We start from the raw sequence: 23,567 nt of genomic DNA, 5'->3' as shown, positions 1-23,567 counted from the left end.
GTTCCTTGGGGCTCGGCCCGCCGGTCAGGCCGGGGCGGGTGTGAAGACGACCCGCCGCTCGCTGGGCGAGTGACCGGTGAGGGTGACGGTGGGGCCGTGGCTGGGCAGTGCCGGGTCGGGGAACCGGGCCGGTACCGGCTGCTGTCCCCCGCCCGGTCGGTCGACGGCGTGGAAGGAGGGCGGGAAGGGGGCCGCGTGCTCGATCAGCCGCTGGTAGAAACCCATCCATTTCGCCTGGTCGAAGCCGACGGCGGCGATGATGCGGCCCTGGTGGCCGTAGGCGGCCACGAAGCGGCGCTCGGCGAGCGAGCCCTGGGTGACGACCAGTTCGTCGGCCATCGAGGGCACTCCGACCGACTTGACGGTGACGCCGAACTGCGCGGACCAGAACGCGGGCGTCCACAGGTGCGGGCGGCGCTCCGTCCCGGGGCTGATCATGTTGTGCGCCGCGATCTCGGCCTGTGCCACGGCGTTGCCCCAGTGCTCCAGTGACAGGAACTGGTAGCCGAACAGCGGGTGGGGGGTGCGGGCCACGTCGCCCGCGGCGAAGATGTCGTCGGTGACGATGCCGTGGATGTCGAAGGCCCGGCAGCCGGCGTCGCAGGCGATCCCGCGTGGGCCCGCCGCCAGCCCGGTCCCCTCCAGCCACCCGGTGTTGCGGACCGCGCCGAGCGCCACCACCGCCACGTCCGCGTCCAGCTGGCTGCCGTCGGACAGGTGGGCGCGGCGCAGCCGTCCGGCCGGGTCGCCCTCCAGGGCGGTCACCGTGATCCCGCAGCGCAGGTCGACACCGTGGTCGCGCTGGAGGTCCGCCGCCGCGGTGCCGACGACCCCGCCGAGCGCCCCGACCAGCGGGGCAGGACCGCGCTCGGCGACGGTGACCTCCAGGCCCCGCTCCCGGCAGGCGGAGGCGATCTCCGAACCGGTGAAGCCGGCACCGATGACCAGGATCCTGCGGGGCCGCCCGGCGAGCCGTCTGGTCAGCCGGGTGGTGTCGTCCCTGGTGCGCAGGACGCAGACGCCGTCCAGCGACGCCTCGCTCTCCTGCGGCCAGGGCCGCGACCGCACGCCGGTGGTGATGAGCAGGCGGTCGTACTCCACCGCGTCGCCGTCCGCCAGCAGGACGCGTCTGTTCTCGCGGTCGAGTCCGGTGGCGGCGGTGCCGAGTCTCCACCGCGCGTCCACGGCCCGCCGCCGGGGCAGGTCGGTGTCCTGCGGCAGCACCTGGCCCAGGAGGACCTGCTTGGACAGCGGTGGCCGGTCGTAGGGTTCGTACGGCTCGTCCCCGACCAGGGTGAGCGATCCGCCGAACCCCTCCTCGCGCAGGTGCTCGGCGGCGCGCAGCCCGGCGAGCGAGGCGCCGACGATGACGATGCGGCCGTCTCTGCGGAACGCCCGCACGGCGCTGTCAGCAACCATCGCCGTGCCTCGTCCGGGTGTCCCGGGAATCGTCCAGGCGGTCGACGAGAATGGCCTGGACCGGGCAGGCGGCGGCCGCGCGCAGCACGTCGTCGCGGTGCGCCTCGTCGAAGCGGGGCCGGTACATCAGGGACTCCTCGCCGTGCAGTTCGAAAACCTCGGGTGCCAGGAAGACGCACTGGGCGAACGCCTGGCAGCGGTTGAGATCGACGACGACTCTCATGCCGACCCTGCCCCTCTTCCGTTCTTCCGTTCCGGCTCTTCCGTCCCGACGGCCGCGTGGGCGGGTTGCCCGCACGGCCGGATGACGGCGGCTCCCTCTTCCAGCATGACCGGACCCGCCCGCGGCGGCACGCGCGGGAGTTCCGGCGGTCCGGTGACCCGGCTGCCTGGTCGGCGTGCCCCTGGTGATCCCGGATTCGGGATAGCATCGCGAATATGGGAATCGACACCGCCGCCGATGAACGGCTGGCCGCCCGTCTCGCCGAGCTTCGGGTCCAACGTGGCTGGACCCTGGAGGAGTTGGCCCGGCGGGCGGATGTCAGCCGGTCCACGCTCTCCCGGGTCGAGCGGGCCGAGGTGAGCCCGACGGCCGCTCTGCTGGGGCGGCTCTGCGCCGTCTACGGGCGCACCATGTCCCGGCTGCTGGCCGAGGTCGAGTCGGCCCCGGCCCGGCTGGTCCGGGCCGGGGACCAGCGGATCTGGCGGGACGAGGAGACCGGCTTCGTCCGCCGCTCGGTCTCCCCGCCGCACGGCTCGCTGCGCGCCGAGATGATCGAGGGCAGGCTGCCCGCGGGCGCCGACCTCGGCTACGACCGGCCGTCCGTCCCCTGCCTGGAGCACCATCTCTGGGTGCTGGAGGGCCGGCTGGAGCTCACGGTGGACGGCGAGCCGCAGCTGCTCGCGGCCGGGGACTGCCTGCGCTTCGTCGGTGGCGCCACCCGCTTCCACAACCCCGGGCCCGAGGGCGTCCGGTACGCGCTGGTGGTGGTCGAACCGTGAGCCCCGCCGGGCCGGCCGCCACCGGACCGATATCCGCCGAGCGCTTCGACGCCGCCGGCCGCCGCGTCCTGCTGGTCTGCGTCGCGGGCGGCTTCACCACCCTGCTCGACCAGTCCGTCCTCAACACCTCGATTCCCGCCCTGCGCGAGAGCCTGCACGCCCAGCCCGCGCACCTGCAGTGGATCGTCGCCGGGTACTCCCTGGCCTTCGGCCTCGCCCTGGTGCCCGGCGGCCGGCTCGGCGACGTCAAGGGCCGCAAGTGGTTCTTCGTCACCGGCCTCGCCCTGTTCAGCGCCGTCAGCCTGCTCTCCGCGACCGCCACCGACCCCACGGTCCTGGTGGCCGCCCGGCTGCTCCAGGGCGCCGGGGCCGGGCTGGTCAACTCCCAGATGATCGGCACCCTCCAGGACGTGTTCAGCGGCCAGTTGCGGGCCCGCGCGCTCGGCATGTACGCCGTCACCGGCGGCCTGGCCTTCGCGCTCGGCCCGCCCATCGGCGGCGCGGTGCTGGCGGCGGTCGGCCCCGGGTTCGGCTGGCGGCTGACCTTCCTGCTCAACGTACCGTTCGGGCTGGCCACCGTCGCCCTGGCGGCCCGCTACCTGCCCCGCCCGCGCCCCAGCAGCCGGAACGCCGACCTCGACCTGGTCGGCCTGCTGCTGGTCGCCGCGCTGACCCTGACGCTGATGCTGCCCTTCGTCCAGCCGCCCGGCTGGGCCGGCTGGCTCGCCTTCGCCGCCGGCGCCTGCCTGCTGCTCGGCGCGCTGGCCTGGTGGCAGCGCCGCTACGCCCGGGCCGGCGGCCACCCGCTGATCCACCCGGCGCTGCTCCGCTCGGCGCCGTACGCGCTCGGCACGGCGGTGGCGATGGCCCAGTTCGGCTCCTCCATCGCCGCCGGGCTGGTGCTGACCATGTTCCTGCAGGACGGCCTCGGCCTCTCGCCGATGGGCGCGGCCCTGGTCTCGCTGCCCTCGGCGGTGGCGATGGGCTTCGCCTCCGCGCTCGCCTGGCGGGTCGTCCGGCGCTTCGGCCGACGGACCGTCACCGTGGGGATGACCGGCTCCGCCCTGGTGATGCTCGGCAGCGGGCTGGTCGCGCACTGGGCGCCCGCCGCGCTGCTGCCCTGGCTGCTCGCGGTGCTGCAACTGTTCGGCGGCACGGCCGTCGGCCTGATGGGCGCGACCAACCAGGCGTATGTGCTGCGCCACGCGCCCGCCGAGGCGGCCGGGGTGAGCGGGGCGATCCTGCAGATGACGCAGCGGATCGCGGCGGCGGTCTGCGTCTCCGCGCTCTCCGGGGTCTATCTGCGCGCCACCGCGGGCGGGGGCGGCCACCGGTCGGCCTATCTGTACGCGAGCGCGGTCTGCGCGGCCGTGGCGGGGCTGGCCGTGCTGGCCTCGGTGTGCGCGAGCCGCGCGGGGCGCACGGGCGAGGCCGCGGCGCCGGCGGCCGCGCCCGGCCCCTCGCCGGTCCGGGCGGAGCGCTGACACGGGGGTTCGCGCGGCCGGCGAACAGCCGGCCGCGCCGCCACCGGCGGATTCCGGTCACCGTCGAGGCCGGGCACCTGGTGCACCGCACCCGGCCGGCGGAGTTCGTCGCGGCGGTCGCGCCGTTCCTCGACCCCGCCGGCCGGGCCCGCGGTGGACGGATGTGACGGACCGTCAGACGCCGTGCTCGGCCGGGAGGCGGCCGGCCCGGATCGCCGCCACCAGGTCGGCGTGGTCCGCCTCCGTGCGGTCCGCGTAGGCCACCGCGAACGTGGCCACCGCGTCGTCCAGCGCCTCGTTCTTGCCGCAGTAGCCGCCGATCAGGCCGGGGTTCGCGGTGTGCGCGTGGGCCCGGGCCAGCAGCGCACCGGTGATCCGGGCGTAGTCGTCCAGCTGGTCGGGCAGCAGCGCCGCCGGGTCCACGCTGCCCTTGCGGTTGCGGAACTGCCGTACCTGGTAGGGCAGTCCGTCGGCGGTGGTCCAGCCGAGCAGGGTGTCACTGACCACCTGCATGCGCTTCTGGCCGAGCACCACCCGCCGGCCCTCGTGGCTGTCCGGCGCCGTCACCGGGTAGCCCGCGCGGGCCAGGTGCGGCAGCAGCGCCGACGGGCGGGCCTCCTTCACCTGGAGCACCAGCGGCTGATCGCGGTGGTCGGTCAGCAGCACGACGTACGAGCGGGTGCCGACGCTGCCGGTGCCCACCACCCGGAACGCCACGTCCTGCACGCGGTAGCGGGAGAGCAGCGGGTGCAGTTCGGCGGGCACCGTCCGCACGTACGGGCCGAGGGCGACGGCCACCGCGGCGGCCGTCGCGTCGGTGACCTCGCTGAGCACCGGGGGAGCGGCGGTGAAACGCCGGCCACCCTCCGTGTCGCGGACGGTGGACTTGGCGGCGAACCTCGCGCTGGTGTTGCCGAGCGCCTTCGCGCCGACCCTCTGCAGCACCTCGGCCAGGCCGTGCGCCTGGGCGAAGGAGACCAGCTCGTCGTCGGCGACGGCGTTCCAGGCGTCCAGGGCGGGCAGCTTGGCGAGCGCGCGCATGGTGCGTCGGTACGAGCCGGCCGTGTCGAACGCGGCCTGGCGCGCGGTCGCCGCATCGGCGCCGATCTCCCGGCCGGCCAGCACCAGGCTGGCGGCGAGCCGCTTGAGGTCCCACTCCCAGGGGCCGGGCACGGTCTCGTCGAAGTCGTTGATGTCCATGACCAGTTGGCCGCGGGCATCGCCGTAGAGGCCGAAGTTGGCGGCGTGCGCGTCACCGCAGAGCTGGGCGGCCGTCCCGGTGGTCGGCGTGCCGACCAGGTCGGCGGCCATCAGGCCGGCCGCGCCGCGCAGGAACGCGAACGGCGTGGCGGCCATCCGGCCGAGCCGGATCGGCACCAGGTCGTCGAGCCGGCCGGCGTTGGACGCCTCGATCGCCTCGACCGCGGTCGGGCGGTCGGGGGAGGGCGTGAACCCGGCGTGCCACTCGCGCGGGGTGCGCTTGCGCAGGGCCTTGCCGCGCTCACGCGCCAGACCGTCCTGCTGCGGCGCGAACCCGTCCACGGTGAACCGCCGCCCCGCCGCCCGCCCCGTCCCCACCACGTCGGCCCGTGTTCCGGACCCGTTCACCACTTCGGTCAGCTGCGTCACTGCGCCCCGCCCCGCCTTTCCGTTCTCCCGCCCGCGACCTGCACGGACCCGGCCCCTCGCGGGCCGCGCAGCAGGCTACCGGGCCATCTTGAACGGCCCGCGCGGAGAGGGACGTCCGGGTGCCCGGTGACGGTTCCGGCCCGACGGGCGGTGCGGGACTCGGCGCTACGGGCCCTGCCGGTCCGGGTTCCGCCGGTCCGGGTTCCGCCGGTTCGGGGAGGGGCGGGCCGCTGCCCCCGCGGTGGTGTCCGCGCGGGGGCGGCGTCCGTCGGGTCAGCCGATTCTGGCGCCGTACACGTGGTCGACCGGGATGGTGATCAGCACCCGGCGGTCGGACACCATCACCGACCGGTACTCGTCCCAGTCGGGGTGCTCCCCGGCGGCGGCCCGGTAGTAGTCCACCAGCGCCTCGACCTCCGGTCCGTCGGGCTCGGTCCCCGGCCCGGTGAGCCTCGCGACGCCCTCGGCGGTGGCCCAGGACCTGCCGTCGGGGCTGGTCACCTCCAGCGCGGCCCGTGGGTCCCGGCGCAGGTTGGCCGTCTTGGCCCTCCCCTCGGTCGTGGAGACGTGGATGACGTTCGCCGCCCGGTCGTAGAAGGGCAGGACGGGGGAGAGCTGCGGCCGTCCGTCCGCCCTGATCGTGGCCAGGACGCCGAGCCGGCTCTCTTCGAGCAGCGTGTGCGGGTTGAACGGTGTGGCGGTCATGGCAGCATCATCGGGGCTCACACCGGTGTGAAGGTCAAGGGGAAGCCGGTGTGTCGGCCCAGGGCCCGTCGGACGACCGCACGCCGCCGGCTCGCCCCGGGCCAGCCCGTGATGAGCACGGGTCTGCGGCCGAACCGGTCGGCCCAGGCGCCGGCCGCCAGGTTGGTGACGGCCTTCGTCGCGCCGAACGCGGCGATGCAGGTGAGGGCCGCGGTGCAGGCGGACAGGTGGAAGACGTCCCTCGCGAGCAGCGGCAGGACGGTGCGCTCCTGGCCGGGCATGCCGCCGACGAGTGCGTTGACCGCGACGAGCAGGGTGAACTGCGGGAGGTTGGCGCGGAGCCCGAGCCGGACGGTGCCGGTGTGGGGGGCGGGGGGCCGCGGTGGCGGTCATGGCTCTCCTGCGGGAGGTTTCGGGGGGCGACAGTGGTGCGCCGCGGGTACGGCCGGCGTCAGCGCCACAGGGCGTCGGCGACCATCAGGGCGGCGACGGCCAGAAGCGCGACGGCGAACGCCTTCTGGAGGGTGCGGCCGCTGAGACGGTCGGCCAGCCGCTTGCCGTCCCAGGCGCCGAGCACGGCGGTGGCGGTGAACGGCCCGATGACCGCCCAGTCGACGCTGCCGGCCGAGCCGAGCCGGGGCAGCAGTGCCGCGGTGGCGTTGGCACTGATCACCAGCAGGCTGGTGCCGATGGCCTCCGCCATGGTGAACGCCAGCGCGGAGACCAGGGCGGGTACGGCGAGGAAGCCTCCGCCGACGCCCAGCAGCCCGGTGACCGCGCCCAGGCCCGCGCCGGTCGCGGCGGGACGTACGGCGCCGGTGGGACGCGCGGCGCCGACGGTCGGTGTCGGCCCGGCGTCGGCCGGTTCCGGTTCGGCGGGTTTGCGGGCGTCCGCGAGCATGCGCCAGGCCGCGAGCGCGGCCAGGGCGGCGAAGGCGGCGGTGAGCAGGGCGGCGGGCAGGTTCGCGGAGAGCGCGCCACCCGCCGCAGCGGCGGGAAGCCCGGCGGCGGCGAACAGGGCGCCGGTGCGCCAGCGCACCCGGCCGGCGCGGGCGTGGGCGAGCAGGCCGGTCAGCGAGGTGACCGCGACGATCACCAGGCTGGCGGTGGTGGCGTGGGCGGGGGTGAAGCCGAGCAGGTAGATCAGCGCGGGGACGGCGAGCATGCTGCCGCCGCCGCCCAGTCCGCCGAGGGCCAGGCCGACGACGGCGCCGGCGACGAGGGCGAGCACGAGCGTGGTCATATGACCGGCCCCCTTGAGACGGTCCTGCCGTGGGTGTCCGCGGTGGCTGCCGACGGGAGGGAGGGGAGTGCGGGGGAACGCGGCATGGGTGTCCTCCGGATCGTGTGATGGGGGGGTGGATGCCGTGAGCGGCATCTCGGCGTTGATACCGGCGGGGGTATTCGCTCTTCACAGGGTATACCCCCACCCGTATGATCCTCCCCGGCCTCCGCTCCGGGCCCGTCCGCAGTCCCGGCCGCATCCGCGCAGGGCCTCGGATATGCCCTAGGGGGTATTTGACGAGCGGGTGGCCGCTGCCTTACGTTCGAGGGGAAGATACCTGCTGGGGTATTCGGAGGTGCGACATGGCCCGTGAACCAGGCCTGGAGGCCTTCGCCGCCGGCCCCCGTCCGCGCCGCACCTGACCCGACGCCGCACCCGGCCCGGCGCACTCCGCCCGGGCCCGCGCCCGGCCACCGGCCTGTTCGCCGGCCCGTCCGCCGGCCACGGCCGACCGTCCACATACCCGACCGGGTATGAAGCCCTTGTTCTGGAGGTTCCCGTGTTCTTCGCCCAGTACTACCTCGACTGCCTCTCCCAGGCGTCCTACCTGATCGCCGACGAGTCCACCGGCAAGGCCGTCGTCGTCGACCCGCGCCGCGACGTCTCGGAGTACGTCGCCGACGCCGAGGCGCACGGCTTCACCATCGAGGCGGTCGTCAACACCCACTTCCACGCGGACTTCCTGGCCGGCCACCTGGAGCTGGCCGCCCGCACCGGTGCCTGGATCGGCTACGGGCGGCGGGCCGCGACCGAGTACCCGATCCGCAGGCTCGCCGACGGCGAGCGGATCAGCCTGGGCGAGGTGACGCTGGAGGTCATGGAGACCCCGGGCCACACCCCCGAGTCGATCAGCATCCTGGTCCGCGAGCACGCCGGCGACGAGATCCCCTACGGCGTGCTCACCGGTGACGCCTTGTTCATCGGCGACGTCGGCCGCCCCGACCTGCTCGCCTCCGTGGGCGTGACCGCCGAGGAGCTCGGCCGGATGCTGTACGACAGTGTCCAGCGCAAGCTCATGGCGCTGCCGGACGAGGTGCGGGTCTTCCCCGCGCACGGCGCCGGCTCGTCCTGCGGCAAGAACCTCTCCACCGAGCGCCAGTCCAGCATCGGCGCCCAGCGCGCCACCAACTACGCCTGCGCGCCGATGGGCGAGGACGAGTTCGTCGCCATCGTCACCGCCGGCCAGTCCGCCGCGCCGGGCTACTTCGGCTACGACGCCGCCCTCAACCGCCAGGACCACCCGCTGTTCGACCCGTCGGCGGCCGTCCGGCCGCTGCCCGTCGAGGAGTTCCTCGCCCTGCGCGAGGACGGCGCCGTCGTCGTCGACGCCCGCGACCCGCAGGAGTTCGGCGCCGGCCACCTGCGCGAGGCGATCAACGTCCCCGCCGACGGGCGCTTCGCCGAGCAGGCCGGCGCCGTCCTGTCGCCCGAGGACCGGATCGTGGTCGTCGCGCCGCAGGACCGCGAGGCGGAGGTCGTCACCCGTCTCGCCCGGATCGGCTTCGACCGGGTCGCCGGCTACCTGCGCGACCCCGAGACCGCCCTGGCCGCCCTGGCCGACGACGTCGCCCCGGCCGGCCGCCTGACCGCCGACCAGTTGCGCACCGCGCTCGCCGGTGAGCGGCCCCCGGTCGTCCTGGACGTGCGCACCTGCGGCGAGCGCGCGGCCGGCTTCATCGACGGCTCCCTGCACATCGCGCTCAACGAGCTGCCCGCCCGTCTGGACGAGCTCCCCACCGACCGCCCGCTGGTCCTGCACTGCGCGGGCGGGCACCGCTCCTCCATCGCCGCCAGCCTGCTGCGCCACCACGGCTTCACCGACGTCTCCGACATCCTGGGCGGCTACGGCGCCTGGGAGGTGCTGACCGCCCCGGCGGCGGCCTGACCGCGACCCGGCATCCCAGGCCCGCATCCCCCCGGCCCGCATCCGACGCGGCCGGACCGACACCCCAGCCCGACACCACGGAGGACCTCTCCCATGACCACCACCACCCGCACCCCCGCCGCACTCACCGCGGCCGCACTGCGCGAACTCACCAAGGACGGCGGCGGCCCACGGCTGCTGGACGTCCGCACCCCCGGCGAGTTCCGCACCGTCCACATCCCCGGCGCCTGCAACGTCCCCCTCGACACGCTGCGCGAGCGCCGCGCCGAACTCCTGCACCACCTCGACGAGGACGTCGTCCTGATCTGCCGCTCGGGCGCCCGCGCCACGCAGGCCGGGCGGGCCCTCGCCGAAGCCGGCCTCGCGAACCTGCGCGTGCTCGACGGCGGGATGACCGCCTGGGAGGCGACCGGCGGCCCGGTCAACCGCGGCCCGGCCCGCTGGGAACTGGAGCGCCAGGTCCGGCTCGTCGCCGGAACCATCGTCGCGGCCTCCGGCCTGGTGGGTCTGGCGGTGCCCGGCCTGCACCTGGTCGGTACCGCCGTCGGCGCGGGCCTGGTCTTCGCCGCGCTCACCAACAGCTGCGCCATGGGCACGATGCTCTCCAGGCTCCCGTACAACCGCGGGCCGCGGGTGGACGCCCGTACCGTCATCGCCGGTCTGCGCGAGCGCCCGTGACCTTGTGTCACCACCGGCAGCGCCCTGTTCGGCCGCTGCCGGTGGTGGCGTCCCCCGCCCCCGGGATGTACGGCGCCGAGGAGCCCCCTGCCCGCTGTTCCCGCGGTCGGCGCAGCGCCCCGAGCGGGACAGGGCCGCGCTGTAAGGTGGGCCGGATGGACGGTCTTCGGGGGAGCCGGGGCGTGCGGGCGGCCGCCGGCGCGGCCGCGGTGCTGACGGTGGCGGCCGGGCTCGGGGTGCGGGCGGTGGCGGGCGGCGAGGTCGCCAAGTACGCCGGGGACGCGCTGTACACGGTGCTGGTGTACGCCCTGGTGGTGCTCGCCGCGCCGCGGCTGCGGCCGGTGCGCGCGGGCGCGTGGGCGGCCGGTCTGAGCTGGGCGGTCGAGTTCTTCCAACTCACCGGTGTGCCGGACGATCTGGGCCACCGCAGTGCGCTCGCCCGGCTGGTGCTCGGCTCCACGTTCAACCCGCCGGACCTGGCCTGGTACCTGGTCGGCGCCGTGCTCGCCGGCGCGGCGCACACCGGCCTCGGCGCGGTGCGCGCGCCGTCGGCGAACCGCCGGCCGGCGCGAACGCGCTGAAGCCCGCGCACACCGGCCTGCCACTCGACCCCCTCGACCCGCCCGGCCGGTCGCCCGCGTGGGCGGCCGCTCATCCGTCCCCCGGCGGCACCTTCCGCACCAGGGTGTCCGCCGGGGCGAGCGGGCGGCCGTCGGCGGCGTGCACCGCGAGCGGGCCCAGCGGGCGGTCGTCCCGGCGGTCGAGGAGTTCGGAGTGGGGCTCGTCGGGGTCGAAGAAGTGGCGCTCGCCCCACTGCCGGAGGGCGACGACGACGGGGAAGAGGTCCTCGCCCTTGGGGGTGAGGACGTACTCGCGGTAGGCGCTGCCGTCGGAGGCGGGGACGACGGCGAGCACACCGCCGTCGACCAGGGCCCGCAGCCGGGCGCTGAGGATGTTCTTGGCCACGCCGAGGCTGCGCTGGAACTCGCCGAACCGCCGGCTGCCGTCGAAGGCGTCGCGCACGATCAGAAGGGACCACCAGTCGCCGATCGCGTCGACCGAGCGGGCGACCGGGCACGAACTGTCGTCGAAGCGGGTCCGTTTCACCATGGCTGCCTCCCGGCGCTCGCCCTTCCTGGTTGCAACATGCTACCGCAGCGGGCTACCGTGCGGCCATGAAGGTAGCAACTTGCAACCAGAGTCCGCCGCGGGCGCTGCCCCGGCACCTCACCCTGCTGTTCGCCCTCGCCTGCGGGGTCGCGGTGGCCAACGTGTACTTCGCCCAGCCCCTGCTGGTCGCCATCGCCGACGAACTCGCCATCGGCCGGGCCGCGGTGGGCGCCGTGGTGACCCTGACCCAGGTCGGCTACGGCCTGGGCCTGATCCTGCTGGTACCGCTCGGCGACCTGCTGGAACGCCGCCGCCTGGTCACCGCGCAGGCCGTGCTGCTGGCGCTCGCGCTGACCGTGGTGGCCACGGCCGGCAGCGCGCCCGTCCTGCTGGCCGGCCTCGCGGGCGTCGGGCTGCTCGCGGTGCTGACGCAGTCCCTGGTGGCGTTCGCCTCGGTGCTCGCCCCGGACGGCGAACGCGGGCGGGTGGTGGGCCTGGTGACCAGCGGTGTGGTCGTCGGCATCCTGCTGGCCCGGACGGTCGCCGGTCTGCTGGCCGGCCTCGCGGGGTGGCGGTCGGTATACGCGTTCTCGGCCGTGCTCTCGCTGCTCGTCGCCGGGGCGCTGCGCCGTGCCCTGCCGCGCACCCTCCCGCGGCCGGACGCGGCCGGTTACCGGCCGGCGCTCCGCGCGCTCGTCCGGCTGCCGCTGCGCGAACCCGTCTTCCGGCGGCGGGGGTTGATCACCATGCTGGTGTTCGCGTCCTTCAGCACGCTGTGGAGCTGCGTCGCGCTGCCGCTGAGCGAGGAGCCGCTGTCGCTGTCGCCCGCCGCGATCGGCGCGTTCGGCCTGGTCGGCGCGGCGGGCGCGCTGGCCGCGGCCCCGGCCGGACGGCTGTACGACCGGGGGCGCGGCCAGTGGACGGTCGGTCTCGGTCTCGGCCTGCTGGCGCTCTCCTGGCTGCCGCTGGCGCTCACCCGGCAGTCGCTCTGGGCGCTGGCGCTCGGCGCGATCCTGCTGGACCTCGCGGTGCAGGCCGTCCACGTCACCAACCAGACCATGGTGCTCGCCCTGGACCCGGCCGCCGGAGGCCGGCTGATCGGCGGCTACATGGTGTTCTACTCGGTCGGCAGCGCGGTCGGTGCCATCGCCTCCACGGCGGTGTACGCGGCGGCCGGCTGGCCGGGTGTCTGCCTGCTCGGCGCGGCGTTCAGCCTGCTCGCGCTCGCCGCCTGGTCCTGGACGCTGCGGCCCCGTGCCCGATCTGCCGATTCGAGCGGAGGGGCCGCCGCGCCGGGGTGCTGAAGGGCGCCCGAACGGGCGGCCGGCCGGGTGCCGCAAGGGCGGTCCACGGCCGGACGGTCCGTCAGAGGGGGAGCAGTTCCGGTCGCTTCGCCTCGACGTGGTCGCCGGAGGACTCGCCGCGCAGCCGTCGGCCGACCCACGGCAGCAGGTACTCACGGGCCCACTGGATGTTCTCCCGGCGCTGTTCGGCGGGGGACTGCGCGGGCACCGTCGGCCAGGGCGCCTCCGGGTCCTGCTCGGTACGCAGCCCCAGTGAGCGGGCGGCCAGCAGGGCGACCCGCTGGTGCCCCTCGCCGGACAGGTGCAGCCGGTCCTCGCTCCAGGCCCGGCGGTCCTGCACGGCGCGCAGCGACCAGAGGTCGGCGACCTCGCAGCCGTTGCGGTCGGCGACGGCCCGCATGTGGCCGTTGTAGGTGGCGATCTTGCCGCGCAGGTGCTTCAGCAGCGGCACGCCCCGGGTGTCGAAGCCGGTGCAGATCAGCACCGTACCGGCGGAGGCGGCGAGTTGGACCACGGCCGCCTCGAAGCGCTCGGCCACCTCGTCGGGGTCGCTGCCCGGGCGCAGGATGTCGTTGCCGCCCGCGCAGAAGGTGACCAGGTCGGGCTGGATCCGGCGGACCTGCGGCACCTGCTCGGCCGTGATCTGGTCCAGCAGCCGGCCGCGCACCGCGAGGTTGGCGTAGCGGAACCCGCCCGGCGGCCGCCCTTCGGCGAGCAGGCCGGCGAGCCGGTCGGCCCAGCCGGCGAAGGCGCCGTCGGCGCCGGGGTCGTTCAGCCCCTCGGTGAAGCTGTCGCCGAGGGCGGCGTACGAACTGAGGTCAAGGGTCTCCTGGAGGTTCGGCATGAAGGAGATAGTTCACTGTCTCAAGTGACCTACGCCACCGTAGGTGGCCCGTCGCGGTACGTGAGATCGGCCACGTGGGCGCGGAGGGCGGTCCGGTCGGCTTCGCGGCGGTGCGCTGGTAGCGGGTCTCCCGCGGCGGTCCACCCAGCGCGCCCCCGCACCCCGTGCGCCGGGGGCCGCGCCGGTGCGCTGGGGGCTTGCGCCCACCGGGGGTGTCCGCGTGTGCGTGCGAACGGCCCGGCCTGGGCAGCCCGCCCTCTGGACCGTACTTCCGTACGAACGTCCTCCCGCACTCCGGACGGCGGAGGCTGCCGTATGCCGAACCGAACCCCCGACCGCACCGCCCGGCCGCGGCGCTATCTGATGTGCCGCCCGACGTACTTCACCGTCGGCTACGCGATCAACCCGTGGATGGACCCGGCGCGGCCGACCGACACCGCGCTGGCCGTGCGCCAGTGGGAGCGGCTGTACGCGCTGTACCGCGAACTCGGCCACACCGTCGAGCTGATCGACCCGCTGCCCGGCCTGCCCGACATGGTCTACGCCGCCAACGGCGCCACCGTGCTGGGCGGCCGGGCGCTGGTCGCCACCTTCCGGCACCCCGAGCGGGCCGGCGAGTCGGACGCCTACCACGCCTGGTTCCGGGCCCGCGGCTACCGGGAGGTGCGCCGTGCCGGGTACGTCAACGAGGGCGAGGGCGACCACCTGGTGGCCGGCCGCCTGGTGCTGGCCGGGACGGGTTTTCGCACCGACCGTGCCGCGCACGCCGAGGCCGGCGCGATGTTCGGCGTCCCGGTGCTCAGCCTGACCCTGGTGGATCCGCGCTTCTACCACCTGGACACCGCGCTCGCCGTGCTCGACGACGACCACATCATGTACTACCCCGGGGCCTTCGCCCCCGACAGCCGGGCCGCGCTGCGCGCGCTCTTCCCGGACGCGATCCTCGCCGACCGTGCGGACGCCGAGGTGTTCGGTCTCAACGCCGTCTCGGACGGCCGCCGGGTGCTGCTGCCGGAGGCCGCCGGGAGTCTGGCCGCCCGGCTGGCCGGGCACGGCTACGAGCCCGTCCCGGTGGACCTCTCCGAACTGCTCAAGGGCGGTGGCGGTGCCAAGTGCTGCACCCTGGAGCTCAGGCCGGAGTGACCAGCACGACCTCCAGGGTGCGCGGGCCGTGCACGCCCTCCACCCGGTCGAGTTCGATGTCGCTGGTGGCGGACGGGCCGGAGATCCAGGTCTGCGGCCGGGCCGGGTCGAGGCGCGGGAGCGCCCGGGGGACGGACGGGACGACCTGCCCGGGCGCCAGGACGACGCAGATGTGGTGGTCGGGGACGAGGGTGAGCAGCCGTCGGCCCTGGGCGGGGCCGGCGTCCAGGACCAGCGTGCCGGTCTCGGCGATCGCCAGGGCGCAGCCGGTGACCACGCTGTCCACGGTGTCGAGGCGGGCGGCGGTGAGGGTGCCGTCGTCCGGCAGCGGCCGTGCGGTGGCGGCGGAGAGCCAGGACGGCGGCAGGCCGGGCGGGGCGGCGACGGTCCGGGAGCCGCGCGCGGTGAGCAGCTCCGCGATCAGCGCCGGGAGCCGGTCGGTGGTGCAGCGGTGGACCAGGGCACGGTAGTCGGCCAGGTTGTGGTGCAGCAGGTCGAGCAGCGCCGCCGGGTCGTCCTCCGGGGTGTGGCTGCTCAGATAGTCGCGGGGCAGCGGCTGTTCGGGCGGCGGGGCGGGCTCGCCCAGTGCGGCACGGATCCGGCCGAGGATCAGCTCGCGGGAGTTCAAAGGTCCTCCGGTGGGCAGGGGTTCTCCGACGGTCACGGGCGGTTCCTCCGCCACCAGTCGCGGAAGGGTTCGGCGGGCAGCTCCGGCAGATCCCGGGTGTCGGTCCAGGCCCGGCCGGGCCCCGGCATCCGGCGCGGGTGCAGTCGGCGGGTGCGGGAGGCCAGCCGCTCGGCCGCCGCGAGCGCCGCCGGGTGGTCCAGCACGTACCCGGCGGCGGTCATCGCCGCCCGTTCCAGCTGGTGCCCGCCCTGTTCGGCGACCCGTTCGCGCAGATGCACCAGCACCTCGGGGATGTCGATCGCCACCGGGCAGACCTCGTAGCAGGCCCCGCAGAGCGAGGAGGCGTACGGCAGCGAGGCGTCCAGTTCGCTCGCGGTGCCGCGCAGTTGGGGCGTCAGGATGGCGCCGATCGGCCCCGGGTACACCGAGCCGTACGCGTGGCCGCCGGCCCGCTCGTACACCGGGCAGACGTTGAGGCAGGCCGAGCAGCGGATGCAGCGCAGTGCCTGGCGGCCGACCTGGTCGGCGAGCGCCGCCGTCCGGCCGTTGTCGAGCAGCACGAGGTGGACGTCGGACGGCCCGTCGCCGTCCGTGGTGCCGGTCCACAGCGAGGTGTACGGGTTCATCCGCTCGGCGGTGGACGACCGGGGCAGCAGCTGGAGGAAGACCTCCAGGTCCCGCCAGGTGGGCACCACCTTCTCGATCCCGACCACCGAGATCAGCGTGTCCGGCAGGGTGAGGCACATCCGGCCGTTGCCCTCGGACTCCACGACCACCAGCGTGCCCGTCTCGGCGACCATGAAGTTGGCCCCGGAGACCGCCACCCGGGCGCGGAGGAACTTCTCCCGCAGGTGCAGCCGGGCGGCCTCGGCCAGCTCGGCGGGGGAGTCGGTGAGGCCCTCGGGCGCGGGCCGGCCCCAGGCGGCCATCCGGTCGGCGAAGATCTCCCGGATCTCGGAGCGGTTGCGGTGGATCGCCGGGACGAGGATGTGCGAGGGCCGGTCGTCGCCCAACTGCACGATCAGCTCGGCGAGATCGGTCTCGTACGCGGTGATGCCCGCGGCGGCCAGCGCCTCGTTCAGCCCGATCTCCTGGGTGGCCATCGACTTGACCTTGACCACCTCGCGCTCGCCGGTCGCGCGGACCAGCCCGGTCACGATCCGGTTGGCCTCGTCGGCGTCGGCGGCCCAGTGCACGGTGCCGCCCGCCGCCGTCACCGCCTCCTCCAACTGGACCAGGTAGCGGTCGAGATGGCGCAGTGTGTGGTCCTTGACGGCCTTGCCCGCGGCGCGCAGCTGGGCCCAGTCGGCGAGTTCGGCGACGGCGCGGGCCCGTTTGTCGCGGATGGTGTGGGTGGCGTGCCGCAGGTTGGCGCGCAACCGCTCGTCCCGGACGGCGCGGGCGGCGGCCTGCGGGAAGGCGGGCATGCCGAGGAAGGTCCTGTCACCGGTGCCTCCGGCGGTGCTGCGGGCGCTGTTCATGCGGGCCTCCACGGGTGCTCCTCGGTGCTCGCCAGGATCTCGGCCAGGTGCAGCGGGCGCAGCGCGTCGCCGCGCCGGCGCAGCGTCCCGCCGAGATGGAGCAGACAGGAGTTGTCGGCTCCGCAGAGGACGTCGGCGCCGGTGCCGAGGGCGTGCCGCAGCTTGTCCTCGGCCATCGCCGCCGAGACCGCCGCGTTCTTCACCGCGAAGGTGCCGCCGAAGCCGCAGCACTCGTCCGCGCCCGGCAGCTCCACCAGCTCCAGTCCCTTGACGGCCCGTAGCAGCCGGGTGGGCCGCTCGCCCAGCCCCAGCATCCGCAGCCCGTGGCAGGACGGGTGGTAGGTCACCGTGTGCGGGAAGTGCGCGCCGACGTCCTCGACGCCCAGGACGTCCGTCAGGAACTCGGTCAGCTCCACCACCCGCGGGGCCAACGAGGTCGCGATGTCGGCGAGTTCGGTACCGCGCCCCTCGGCGGCCGCCTTGGCGCCGATCCGGGGGTAGCTGTCGCGGACCATCGCCACGCAGGAGCCGGACGGCGTCACCACGTGGTCGTAGCCGGCGAACGCCCGGGCCGTCCGCCGCACCAGCGGCTCGCAGGCCCGCCGGTAGCCGGTGTTGAACTGCGGCTGCCCGCAACAGCTCTGCTCCGGCGGGAAGTCGACGTCGACGCCGAGCCGTTCCAGCAGCCGGACGGTGGCGATCGCCGTGGACGGGTACAGCGCGTCGTTGACGCAGGTGGCGAAGAGCGCGACACGCATCGGTCCTCCCGACTGGTCCGCGGGGGCCGCCTGGCCGGCCCGCCCGTGATCGTACCGAGCGGACCGGCCTGGCGGCGGCTTCCACGCCGGGGGATCAGGCGTCCTGGCCGAGCCAGAGGTCCGGGCCGAACACCTCGTAGTGGATGTCCGCGGCCGGCACGCCCGCCGTGAGCAGCTGCGCCCGGACCGAGCGGAGGAAGGGCAGCGGCCCGCAGAGGTAGGCGGTGGTACCGGCCGGGACCGCGACCGTCGAGAGGTCGACCAGGCCGGTGCGCTCGGCGGGCCAGTCGCCGAGCGGCCGCTCGTAGAAGACGTGGGCGGTGGCGTCCGGCAGCTTGGCGGTGAGCTGGGCGAGGTCGGCGCGGAAGGCGTGCGAGAGCTGGTCGCGGTCGCCGTGGACGGAGACCACGCGCCGGGTCGAGCCGGTCGCGGCGAGGTGGGCGAGCATCGCGGTCATCGGGGTGTTGCCGATGCCCGCGGAGGCGAGCAGCACCGGCCCGTCGCCGTCGGCCGGCGCGACGTCGCCGAGCGGCGGGGTGAGCTCGATCGTCGTGCCGGCGTGCAGGTGCTCGTACAGGTGGTGGGAGACCTCGCCGTCCGGCGCGCCCGCGGTCCCGGCGGCCCGCTTGACCGAGAACTGGAGGGCGCCGTCCGGGCTGCCGGAGAGGCTGTACTGGCGGATCTGCCGGGCGCCGTCCGCCAGCACCGTCCGCACCGACACGTACTGGCCGGGGCGCGAGGGCGGCACCGGTCCGCCGTCCGCCGGGCGGACCAGGTACGTCGTCACCTCGTCGGTCTCCTGGTAGCGGGCGACCACCGTGTACGGGCGCCAGAGGCCGTCCTGGCCGTCCTGGCCGAGGGCGGTCTCGGCGCGCAGCCGGTCCTCGACGGCGATCAGCGCGTTGGCCATCAGCCAGTAGACCTCGTCCCAGGCGGCGGCGACCTCGGGGGTGACGGCCTCGCCGAGCACGTCGACGATGGCGGCGAACAGGTGCTCGTGGACGATCCGGTACTGGTCGTTGGTGATGCCCACCGAGACGTGCTTGTGCGCGATCCGGGCGAGCATCGCGTCCGGCCGCTGGTCGGGGTGGGCGATCAGGGCCGAGGCGAACGCGGCTATCGAGCCGGCCAGCGCCTGCCGCTGGCTGCCGTTGGCCTGGTTGCCCCGGTTGAACAGGTCGCGCAGCAGCTCCGGGTGGGCCGCGAACATCCGGTCGTAGAAGAGCGGCGTGATGTCGCCGATCGCACCGCCCACGACGGGCAGGGTGGCTTCGACGACCTCGGCGGACTTGGCGGACAGCATGGGGCTCGCTCCAAATTGGTATCTAAGAGTCGTATTTTAGGGCGTGCGGATGCACGGCCCGGGGTCTGCGGGTTCAGGGGGCTTCGGGCGGGATCGGGTCCGGGTTCAGGTGTGATCGGGTCTGCGGGAGAGGCTGAGCAGCAACGGTCCGGTCGGCGCGGTGACCAGGTCGTCGATGCAGAGCGGGTCGAGCGCCGCGAAGAACGCCTCCTGCGCCCCGCGCAGCGCGCCGCGCAACCGGCAGGCCGCCCGCAGCGGGCAGGGTGGCTCGTCCTCGCAGCCGACCACGTCGCCGACCCCCTCCAGCTCGCGCAGGAGCGGTCCGAGCGAACCGGTCCGCCCGGCGGAGGTGAGCACCAGGCCCCCGCCGCGCCCGCGCCGCGCCTCCACCACACCGAGGTGCTGCAGCCGGCTGACCACCTTGGCGGCGTGGGTGTACGGCACGCCCACCGCCTCGGCCACCTCGCGGGTGGTCGGGTTGGCGCCCTCGTCGAGGACGGCCAGCCGCATGGCGATGCGGAGGGCGATGTCGGTGCTCTTGGTCAGCCTCACGTTCGAAAGGCTAGCGAATGCGACTCTCAGACTCCAATTTTCTGCACACCGCTCGGCGCGCCCCGCCCGGCGGTGCCGAACCGTTACCGCCGAAGCGGTACCGGAAGCTGTCCATGCCGCGCCCCAACTGCTTTACTGTTCCGTCTTGTTGGCATGTCTTCTCCTCGGGGGACGCAATGGACGACAGGGTGCCGCCACCGCCGCTCTACCCGCCGCGACCACCCGGCAGCCCGCCCCGCGACCTCCGGGCGACGCTCGCGGCGACGCCGGAGAACCTGCACAACCAGGCCGGCCCCGTCCCGGGCGACGCGACCCGCTACCTCTGCGCGGCGGCCTGGCTGGACCGCGGCTTCCGTGCCGAGGTGATCGAGGAACTGGTCGAGCAGTCCTTCCGGATTCCGGCCCCCTCCCCGGGCACCGACCTGGTCCGGGTGCTGCACGAGGCGCTCACCGCCCGGCGCTGGGAGGCCTGGACCGGCGCGGCCTGCCTCGCCGTCCTCGCCGCCGGGTTCCCGCTCTTCGGCCCCGAGGCGGGGATCACGGCCGCGGTGGCGGCGCTGGTCCTCGGCGCGGCCGGCGGGTTCGGCGCGGACCGGATGGACCACCGGCTCGGGCTCTCGCTGGAGCGCCTGACCGTCGCCCGCGCCCCGCGCCGCCCCGGTCGCGGGCGCGCCAAGGGCGGCCTCTCCGGCACGCTCACCTTCCTCGTGGCGCTGTCCGCGCTCGCCGTGGCCTTCACCTACCTCCGGGACCAGGCCGGACGGCTGGACCCGGACACGGTGGCCAGGGCCGGGTACGCGGTCGCCGAACTGGTCCTGCTCTGGCTGATCGCGGCCGGGCTGCGCCTCGCGATCCGGCGCCGGCTCGCCGGACCGGCGATGCGCCCGGCGGGCCCGCCCCCGCAGCCGAACGGGAAGCGGGCCGCCTGGCTGTACCAGCGGCTGCGCGAACAGCAGAGCGGGCCGGAACTGCTCTACCGCCGCCGGGCGCCGCTGGTCGGCCTGGGCCTGCCGGGCCCGATCTGGCGGATGACGTTCGAACTGCAGCCCTCGGCCGCGCGGGTGGCCGAAGGGCGGCCGGCCGAGCCGATCGACGCCTCGGCCCTCTACCGGGCGGTCGCCGCGCGGGTCCGGGCGCTGGCCGAGGACACCCGCTACCCGGAGGACCCGCTGCGCGGGCTCTCGGTCACCGACCGGGTGTTCCGGCCCAGCCTGCGCGTCGACGATCCCCGGCACTGGCGCGGCCGGATGTCCGCCCACGCCGGCGACCGGATCCTGCTCGAACCGGCCTGGGCGGACCTGCTGAGCCGCTCCGGCCACGAGCGGCTGCGGCACTACCTGGCGATCAGGGTCGGCTCCTGGCAGGAGGAGGTGGTGGTCACCGTGCTGGTGCGCGCCACCACCCGGGGCGGGCTGCTCCACCTGGAATGGCTGCCGTACGTCCTGCCCCCGGTGGACCCGGCGTACCACGTGATCGACGCGCTCGGACGGCACTCCGGGCCCGCCGACGCCGCCAACGCGCTCGGCTGGGCCGCGCGCCGGCTGGGTGGCGACATCGCCGTCGCGGTCGGCCAGTTGGGCGAGGTGTGGTCCTCGCGCGGGCGTGCCGCGAGCCTGGCGCGACGTTACAGGCAGGTCACCTCCACGGGCTACGCCGTCGACTACGCGCCGAGGCTGAGCGTGCGCGAACTGGGCTCGGCGGCCGAGTACCAGAACATCTTCCAGTCGCACGACGTGCAGCGGTTCCTGGGCACCGTCACCCAGCGGGTCTTCAGCGCGGTGGGGGAGGAGCTGCGGGCGCGCGGCTACGACAGTGCCGCCTTCGAGAAGCAGTCGCAGAGCATCACCAACATCAACAACGGCGTCGTGGTCAGCGGCAGCACCGTGAACGGCCCGGTGGCCGGCGGTGCCGGGTCGTCGGTGCACCTCGAAGTCCCGAAGAGCTGAGACGGGGAAGTGAAGTGACGGACAGTCGGGAAGAGCCGGGCGGGTCGGCGCCCGGCGCCGGCGCGAACAGCGGCGTCGTGGTGACCGGCGGCAGCACGGTGTACGGGCCCGTCGCCGGCGGCCGGGGCGCCACCGTCTGGATCGGCGCCGGGGCCGGCGCTCCCGCGGGCGGCCCGGCCGGTCCGGAGGGGCTGCTCACCGCGGCGCGGTCGTTGCGGGCCGCGCTCGCCCGGCTGCGGGACGAGCGGCCGGGCGCGGTGCCGGAGGAGGGCGCGGCCGACGCGGATGCGGCCCTGGCCGAGATCCTGGAGGAGGCGGCCCTGGAACAGCCCCGGGAGAGCAGGCTCCGGCGCCGGGTGGGCGCCGTCGTGGACGCGCTCAGGACGGTCGCCCTGCTGGCGGCGGCGGTGGCCGGGCTGGAGAGCGCCTTCGCGGCGCTCGTCGCCCAGGGCTGAGCACCCCCGGACGCCCCGCGCCCGCCCCGGCCCCGCCATCGCGAGGCCGGGGCGGGCGCCTCTGGACGGAATGTCCAGCCCGGACGTACAGTCCAGAGGTGACCGAAGAGACCACCGACCCCCGCGTCCGGACCTGGTCGCCCGTCTGCCAGGCGGTGGCGCTGCTCCTCGGGCCGTACACCGAGGTGGTGCTGCACGACGCCGTCCGCGACCGGGTGCTCGCCATCTGGAACCCGATGACCGACCGCGCCCCCGGCGACCCGTCGCTGCTCGGCGAACTGGACGCACTGGACCCGGCCGCGCCCGACGTCTACGGGCCGTACGAGAAACTGCTGCCCGACGGGCGGCGGCTCTCCTCGGTCAGCGCCGTGCTGCGCGACGCCGACGGACGGCCCTCGGCGGTGCTCTGCGTCAACCTCGACCGAGGCCCGCTCGACCACGCCGCCGCCCTGCTGGCCGGCTTCGCCGCACCCACCGCCCCCCGGCCCGAACCGCTCTTCGAGCGCGACTGGACCGAGCGGATGAACGACGTCATCGGCGGCTACGTCCGCGCCCACGGCCGCCCACCGGAGCGGCTCGGCCGCGACGACCGGCTCGCCGTGCTGCGCGAACTCGACCGGGCCGGGGTGTTCGCGGTCCGCCGCGCCGTCCCGGCCGTCGCCACCGCGCTCAAGGTCTCGCGCTCCACCGTCTACACCCTGCTCGCCGAGCTCAGGGCCGAGCCCGCACCACCGGCACACCAGAGGACCGAGAGATGACCAAGCTCCCCGACTTCCGCCTGGAGACCTACTTCTCCCGCTGGGAGTTCACCGCCCGCCACCACCTCACCGCCTCGGACGCCCAGACCATGGCGATGTCCGAACTGCTCGCTCTGGCGGGCCCCGAGGACCGGCACGCCTGGGACACCCTCGCCCTCGGCTACACCGAGACCTTCGGCGACCCGGCCCTGCGGGAGGCGATCGCGGGCATGTACAGCCTGGTGGACGCCGACGACGTGATCTGCTTCGGCGGCGCGCAGGAGGCGCTCAACCTCGCCATGCAGGTGCTGCTCGGCCCCGGCGACCACGCCGTGGTGGTGACCCCCAACTACCAGTCCGCCGAGACCATTCCGCTCTCGCTCTGCGAGGTCACCGGCGTCCCCCTGGACGCCGACCGGGACTGGGCGCTCGACCTCGACCGGCTCACCGCCGCGCTGCGCCCCAACACCCGGGTCGTCTCGGTCAACTTCCCCAACAACCCCACCGGGAAGATCATCGACGCGGCCGACTTCGCCCGGCTCGCCGAACTCTGCGACGAACGCGGCATCCGCCTCTTCAGCGACGAGGTCTACCGCGGCCTGGAGCGCGACCCCGCCCGCGCGCCGGCCCAGGCCGCCGACCTCTCCGAGCGCGCCCTCTCGCTCAACGTCACCTCCAAGTCGCTCGGCCTGCCCGGTCTGCGGATCGGCTGGATCGCCTGCCGCGACCGGGAGTTGCGCTCCCGGCTGGAGCGCGCCAAGCACTACACCACGATCTGCAACTCCGCCCCCAGCGAGATCCTGGCCCGGATCGCCATCAACGCCCGCGAGCAGATCCTGGCCCGCAACCGCGCGATCATCGACGCCAACCTGCCGGTCTTCGACCAGTTCTTCACCGAGTTCGCCGAGCTCTTCGACTGGCGGGCGCCGGACGGCGGCTGTGTCGCCTACCCCCGCTACCTGGGTGCGGACGGTGTCGAGGCGTTCTGCACCACGCTGGTCGAGCAGGCCGGCGTCCTGCTGCTGCCGGCGAGCATCTACCGCTCCGAGCTCACCCCCACGCCCGCCGACCGGTTCCGGATCGGCATCGGCCGCCGGGACCCGGTGCCGGCCCTGGACGCCTTCGCCCGCTGGCTGCGGGACCGCCAGAAGGCCGTTCAGGAAAAATAGAGTCGCACACGCCGGGCGGGTTCGGGGAGGAGCTCGGCGCATGGTTGGCG

General features: G+C 75.0%; 24 protein-coding genes. 11 read left to right on the top strand and 13 right to left on the bottom strand.

Features of this window, described 5'->3' with window-relative positions; genetic code table 11:
* Positions 1-24 precede the first annotated feature (24 nt).
* Both AB0P06_RS08940 and AB0P06_RS08935 read right to left on the bottom strand, forming a co-directional pair.
* A complete protein-coding gene (locus tag AB0P06_RS08940) occupies positions 25-1,419 on the bottom strand; it encodes an FAD/NAD(P)-binding oxidoreductase (protein ID WP_363606199.1) in 1,395 nt (464 codons plus the stop codon).
* A complete protein-coding gene (locus AB0P06_RS08935; protein ID WP_363606198.1) occupies positions 1,409-1,642 on the bottom strand; it encodes a ferredoxin in 234 nt (77 codons plus the stop codon). Before AB0P06_RS08935 ends, AB0P06_RS08940 begins: the two co-directional genes overlap by 11 nt.
* A gap of 215 nt (positions 1,643-1,857) precedes the next feature.
* Here AB0P06_RS08935 and AB0P06_RS08930 point away from each other — a divergent pair, with 215 nt between their 5' ends.
* Both AB0P06_RS08930 and AB0P06_RS08925 read left to right on the top strand, forming a co-directional pair.
* A complete protein-coding gene (locus AB0P06_RS08930; RefSeq protein WP_363606196.1) occupies positions 1,858-2,421 on the top strand; it encodes an XRE family transcriptional regulator in 564 nt (187 codons plus the stop codon).
* Positions 2,418-3,905, top strand: a complete 1,488-nt coding sequence (locus tag AB0P06_RS08925) for an MFS transporter (RefSeq protein WP_363606195.1) — start codon at positions 2,418-2,420, stop codon at positions 3,903-3,905. The genes AB0P06_RS08930 and AB0P06_RS08925 overlap by 4 nt, the downstream gene beginning before the upstream one ends.
* A 174-nt stretch (positions 3,906-4,079) precedes the next feature.
* On the opposite strand, the gene AB0P06_RS08920 is transcribed toward AB0P06_RS08925, so the two are convergent.
* The 4 genes from AB0P06_RS08920 to AB0P06_RS08905 all read right to left on the bottom strand — a co-directional run bounded on the left by AB0P06_RS08920 (position 4,080) and on the right by AB0P06_RS08905 (position 7,482).
* On the bottom strand, positions 4,080-5,534 hold the full coding sequence (locus AB0P06_RS08920) for a DUF2252 domain-containing protein (protein ID WP_363606194.1): 1,455 nt from the start codon (positions 5,532-5,534) through the stop codon (positions 4,080-4,082).
* Positions 5,535-5,807: 273 nt separating this feature from the next.
* Positions 5,808-6,239, bottom strand: coding sequence for a PPOX class F420-dependent oxidoreductase (locus AB0P06_RS08915; RefSeq protein ID WP_363606192.1), 432 nt, complete (start codon positions 6,237-6,239; stop codon positions 5,808-5,810).
* Between the two features lie 17 nt (positions 6,240-6,256).
* Positions 6,257-6,520: a hypothetical protein gene (locus AB0P06_RS08910; RefSeq protein ID WP_363606191.1), complete on the bottom strand. Its 264-nt coding sequence runs from the start codon at positions 6,518-6,520 to the stop codon at positions 6,257-6,259.
* 170 nt (positions 6,521-6,690) lie between these two features.
* Positions 6,691-7,482, bottom strand: coding sequence for a sulfite exporter TauE/SafE family protein (locus tag AB0P06_RS08905; RefSeq protein WP_363606189.1), 792 nt, complete (start codon positions 7,480-7,482; stop codon positions 6,691-6,693).
* A 541-nt stretch (positions 7,483-8,023) separates the two neighbouring features.
* Here AB0P06_RS08905 and AB0P06_RS08900 point away from each other — a divergent pair.
* From AB0P06_RS08900 to AB0P06_RS08890, 3 genes are all read left to right on the top strand, one after another.
* Positions 8,024-9,409, top strand: a complete 1,386-nt coding sequence (locus AB0P06_RS08900; RefSeq protein ID WP_363606188.1) for a rhodanese-like domain-containing protein — start codon at positions 8,024-8,026, stop codon at positions 9,407-9,409.
* Between the two features lie 93 nt (positions 9,410-9,502).
* Positions 9,503-10,087, top strand: coding sequence for a rhodanese-like domain-containing protein (locus tag AB0P06_RS08895; protein WP_363606187.1), 585 nt, complete (start codon positions 9,503-9,505; stop codon positions 10,085-10,087).
* A 155-nt stretch (positions 10,088-10,242) separates the two neighbouring features.
* A complete protein-coding gene (locus AB0P06_RS08890) occupies positions 10,243-10,668 on the top strand; it encodes a DUF2809 domain-containing protein (protein WP_363606185.1) in 426 nt (141 codons plus the stop codon).
* A 70-nt stretch (positions 10,669-10,738) separates the two neighbouring features.
* Here AB0P06_RS08890 and AB0P06_RS08885 read toward each other — a convergent pair whose 3' ends face one another.
* Positions 10,739-11,197, bottom strand: a complete 459-nt coding sequence (locus AB0P06_RS08885) for a helix-turn-helix domain-containing protein (RefSeq protein WP_363606183.1) — start codon at positions 11,195-11,197, stop codon at positions 10,739-10,741.
* Between the two features lie 65 nt (positions 11,198-11,262).
* Here AB0P06_RS08885 and AB0P06_RS08880 point away from each other — a divergent pair, with 65 nt between their 5' ends.
* Positions 11,263-12,501 carry an MFS transporter gene (locus AB0P06_RS08880; protein ID WP_363606181.1) on the top strand — a complete coding sequence of 413 codons (1,239 nt, stop codon included), beginning with the start codon at positions 11,263-11,265 and terminating at the stop codon, positions 12,499-12,501.
* Between the two features lie 61 nt (positions 12,502-12,562).
* Here AB0P06_RS08880 and AB0P06_RS08875 read toward each other — a convergent pair whose 3' ends face one another.
* Positions 12,563-13,345 carry an SGNH/GDSL hydrolase family protein gene (locus AB0P06_RS08875; protein ID WP_363606180.1) on the bottom strand — a complete coding sequence of 261 codons (783 nt, stop codon included), beginning with the start codon at positions 13,343-13,345 and terminating at the stop codon, positions 12,563-12,565.
* Between the two features lie 315 nt (positions 13,346-13,660).
* On the opposite strand from AB0P06_RS08875, the gene ddaH reads away from it, so the two are divergent.
* Positions 13,661-14,488, top strand: a complete 828-nt coding sequence (gene ddaH, locus AB0P06_RS08870) for a dimethylargininase (protein WP_363606179.1) — start codon at positions 13,661-13,663, stop codon at positions 14,486-14,488.
* Here ddaH and AB0P06_RS08865 read toward each other — a convergent pair.
* From AB0P06_RS08865 to AB0P06_RS08845, 5 genes are all read right to left on the bottom strand, one after another.
* Positions 14,475-15,116: an LUD domain-containing protein gene (locus AB0P06_RS08865; RefSeq protein ID WP_363606322.1), complete on the bottom strand. Its 642-nt coding sequence runs from the start codon at positions 15,114-15,116 to the stop codon at positions 14,475-14,477. The genes ddaH and AB0P06_RS08865 overlap by 14 nt on opposite strands.
* Positions 15,117-15,148: 32 nt before the next feature.
* On the bottom strand, positions 15,149-16,597 hold the full coding sequence (locus AB0P06_RS08860; RefSeq protein ID WP_363606178.1) for a lactate utilization protein B: 1,449 nt from the start codon (positions 16,595-16,597) through the stop codon (positions 15,149-15,151).
* A complete protein-coding gene (locus tag AB0P06_RS08855; protein WP_363606177.1) occupies positions 16,594-17,355 on the bottom strand; it encodes a (Fe-S)-binding protein in 762 nt (253 codons plus the stop codon). Before AB0P06_RS08855 ends, AB0P06_RS08860 begins: the two co-directional genes overlap by 4 nt.
* Before the next feature lie 94 nt (positions 17,356-17,449).
* Positions 17,450-18,658 (bottom strand): globin domain-containing protein, encoded by a 1,209-nt coding sequence (locus tag AB0P06_RS08850; RefSeq protein ID WP_363606176.1) that lies wholly within the window; start codon positions 18,656-18,658, stop codon positions 17,450-17,452.
* Between the two features lie 105 nt (positions 18,659-18,763).
* Positions 18,764-19,210: an Rrf2 family transcriptional regulator gene (locus AB0P06_RS08845; protein ID WP_363606175.1), complete on the bottom strand. Its 447-nt coding sequence runs from the start codon at positions 19,208-19,210 to the stop codon at positions 18,764-18,766.
* Positions 19,211-19,386: 176 nt separating this feature from the next.
* On the opposite strand from AB0P06_RS08845, the gene AB0P06_RS08840 reads away from it, so the two are divergent.
* From AB0P06_RS08840 to AB0P06_RS08825, 4 genes are all read left to right on the top strand, one after another.
* Entirely contained in the window at positions 19,387-21,156 is a 1,770-nt protein-coding gene (locus tag AB0P06_RS08840; RefSeq protein WP_363606173.1) for a hypothetical protein, read from the top strand.
* 14 nt (positions 21,157-21,170) lie between these two features.
* The gene (locus tag AB0P06_RS08835; RefSeq protein WP_363606172.1) at positions 21,171-21,611 is read left to right on the top strand and encodes a hypothetical protein; all 441 of its coding nucleotides are present in this window, start codon (positions 21,171-21,173) and stop codon (positions 21,609-21,611) included.
* Between the two features lie 98 nt (positions 21,612-21,709).
* Entirely contained in the window at positions 21,710-22,369 is a 660-nt protein-coding gene (locus tag AB0P06_RS08830) for a PAS domain-containing protein (protein WP_363606170.1), read from the top strand.
* Positions 22,366-23,517, top strand: coding sequence for a pyridoxal phosphate-dependent aminotransferase (locus AB0P06_RS08825; protein ID WP_363606168.1), 1,152 nt, complete (start codon positions 22,366-22,368; stop codon positions 23,515-23,517). The genes AB0P06_RS08830 and AB0P06_RS08825 overlap by 4 nt, the downstream gene beginning before the upstream one ends.
* Positions 23,518-23,567 lie beyond the last annotated feature (50 nt).

Origin of the sequence: Kitasatospora sp. NPDC088351, assembly GCF_040685575.1 — a bacterium.
GTDB lineage: Bacteria > Actinomycetota > Actinomycetes > Streptomycetales > Streptomycetaceae > Kitasatospora.
Note: the sequence above shows the minus strand (reverse complement) of the source record. Positions and strands in the feature narration are given on the sequence as shown.

What these genes read in the sequence shown, in the direction of transcription:
- AB0P06_RS08825 (WP_363606168.1), top strand. Translation starts at nt 22,366, where the DNA reads ATGACCAAGCTCCCCGACTTCCGCCTGGAGACCTACTTCTCCCGCTGG.
- AB0P06_RS08935 (WP_363606198.1), bottom strand. Translation starts at nt 1,642, where the DNA reads ATGAGAGTCGTCGTCGATCTCAACCGCTGCCAGGCGTTCGCCCAGTGC.
- AB0P06_RS08840 (WP_363606173.1), top strand. Translation starts at nt 19,387, where the DNA reads ATGGACGACAGGGTGCCGCCACCGCCGCTCTACCCGCCGCGACCACCC.
- AB0P06_RS08940 (WP_363606199.1), bottom strand. Translation starts at nt 1,419, where the DNA reads ATGGTTGCTGACAGCGCCGTGCGGGCGTTCCGCAGAGACGGCCGCATC.
- AB0P06_RS08890 (WP_363606185.1), top strand. Translation starts at nt 10,243, where the DNA reads ATGGACGGTCTTCGGGGGAGCCGGGGCGTGCGGGCGGCCGCCGGCGCG.
- AB0P06_RS08875 (WP_363606180.1), bottom strand. Translation starts at nt 13,345, where the DNA reads ATGCCGAACCTCCAGGAGACCCTTGACCTCAGTTCGTACGCCGCCCTC.
- ddaH (WP_363606179.1), top strand. Translation starts at nt 13,661, where the DNA reads ATGCCGAACCGAACCCCCGACCGCACCGCCCGGCCGCGGCGCTATCTG.
- AB0P06_RS08850 (WP_363606176.1), bottom strand. Translation starts at nt 18,658, where the DNA reads ATGCTGTCCGCCAAGTCCGCCGAGGTCGTCGAAGCCACCCTGCCCGTC.
- AB0P06_RS08885 (WP_363606183.1), bottom strand. Translation starts at nt 11,197, where the DNA reads ATGGTGAAACGGACCCGCTTCGACGACAGTTCGTGCCCGGTCGCCCGC.
- AB0P06_RS08880 (WP_363606181.1), top strand. Translation starts at nt 11,263, where the DNA reads ATGAAGGTAGCAACTTGCAACCAGAGTCCGCCGCGGGCGCTGCCCCGG.
- AB0P06_RS08895 (WP_363606187.1), top strand. Translation starts at nt 9,503, where the DNA reads ATGACCACCACCACCCGCACCCCCGCCGCACTCACCGCGGCCGCACTG.
- AB0P06_RS08910 (WP_363606191.1), bottom strand. Translation starts at nt 6,520, where the DNA reads ATGCCCGGCCAGGAGCGCACCGTCCTGCCGCTGCTCGCGAGGGACGTC.
- AB0P06_RS08905 (WP_363606189.1), bottom strand. Translation starts at nt 7,482, where the DNA reads ATGACCACGCTCGTGCTCGCCCTCGTCGCCGGCGCCGTCGTCGGCCTG.
- AB0P06_RS08915 (WP_363606192.1), bottom strand. Translation starts at nt 6,239, where the DNA reads ATGACCGCCACACCGTTCAACCCGCACACGCTGCTCGAAGAGAGCCGG.
- AB0P06_RS08855 (WP_363606177.1), bottom strand. Translation starts at nt 17,355, where the DNA reads ATGCGTGTCGCGCTCTTCGCCACCTGCGTCAACGACGCGCTGTACCCG.
- AB0P06_RS08930 (WP_363606196.1), top strand. Translation starts at nt 1,858, where the DNA reads ATGGGAATCGACACCGCCGCCGATGAACGGCTGGCCGCCCGTCTCGCC.
- AB0P06_RS08860 (WP_363606178.1), bottom strand. Translation starts at nt 16,597, where the DNA reads ATGAACAGCGCCCGCAGCACCGCCGGAGGCACCGGTGACAGGACCTTC.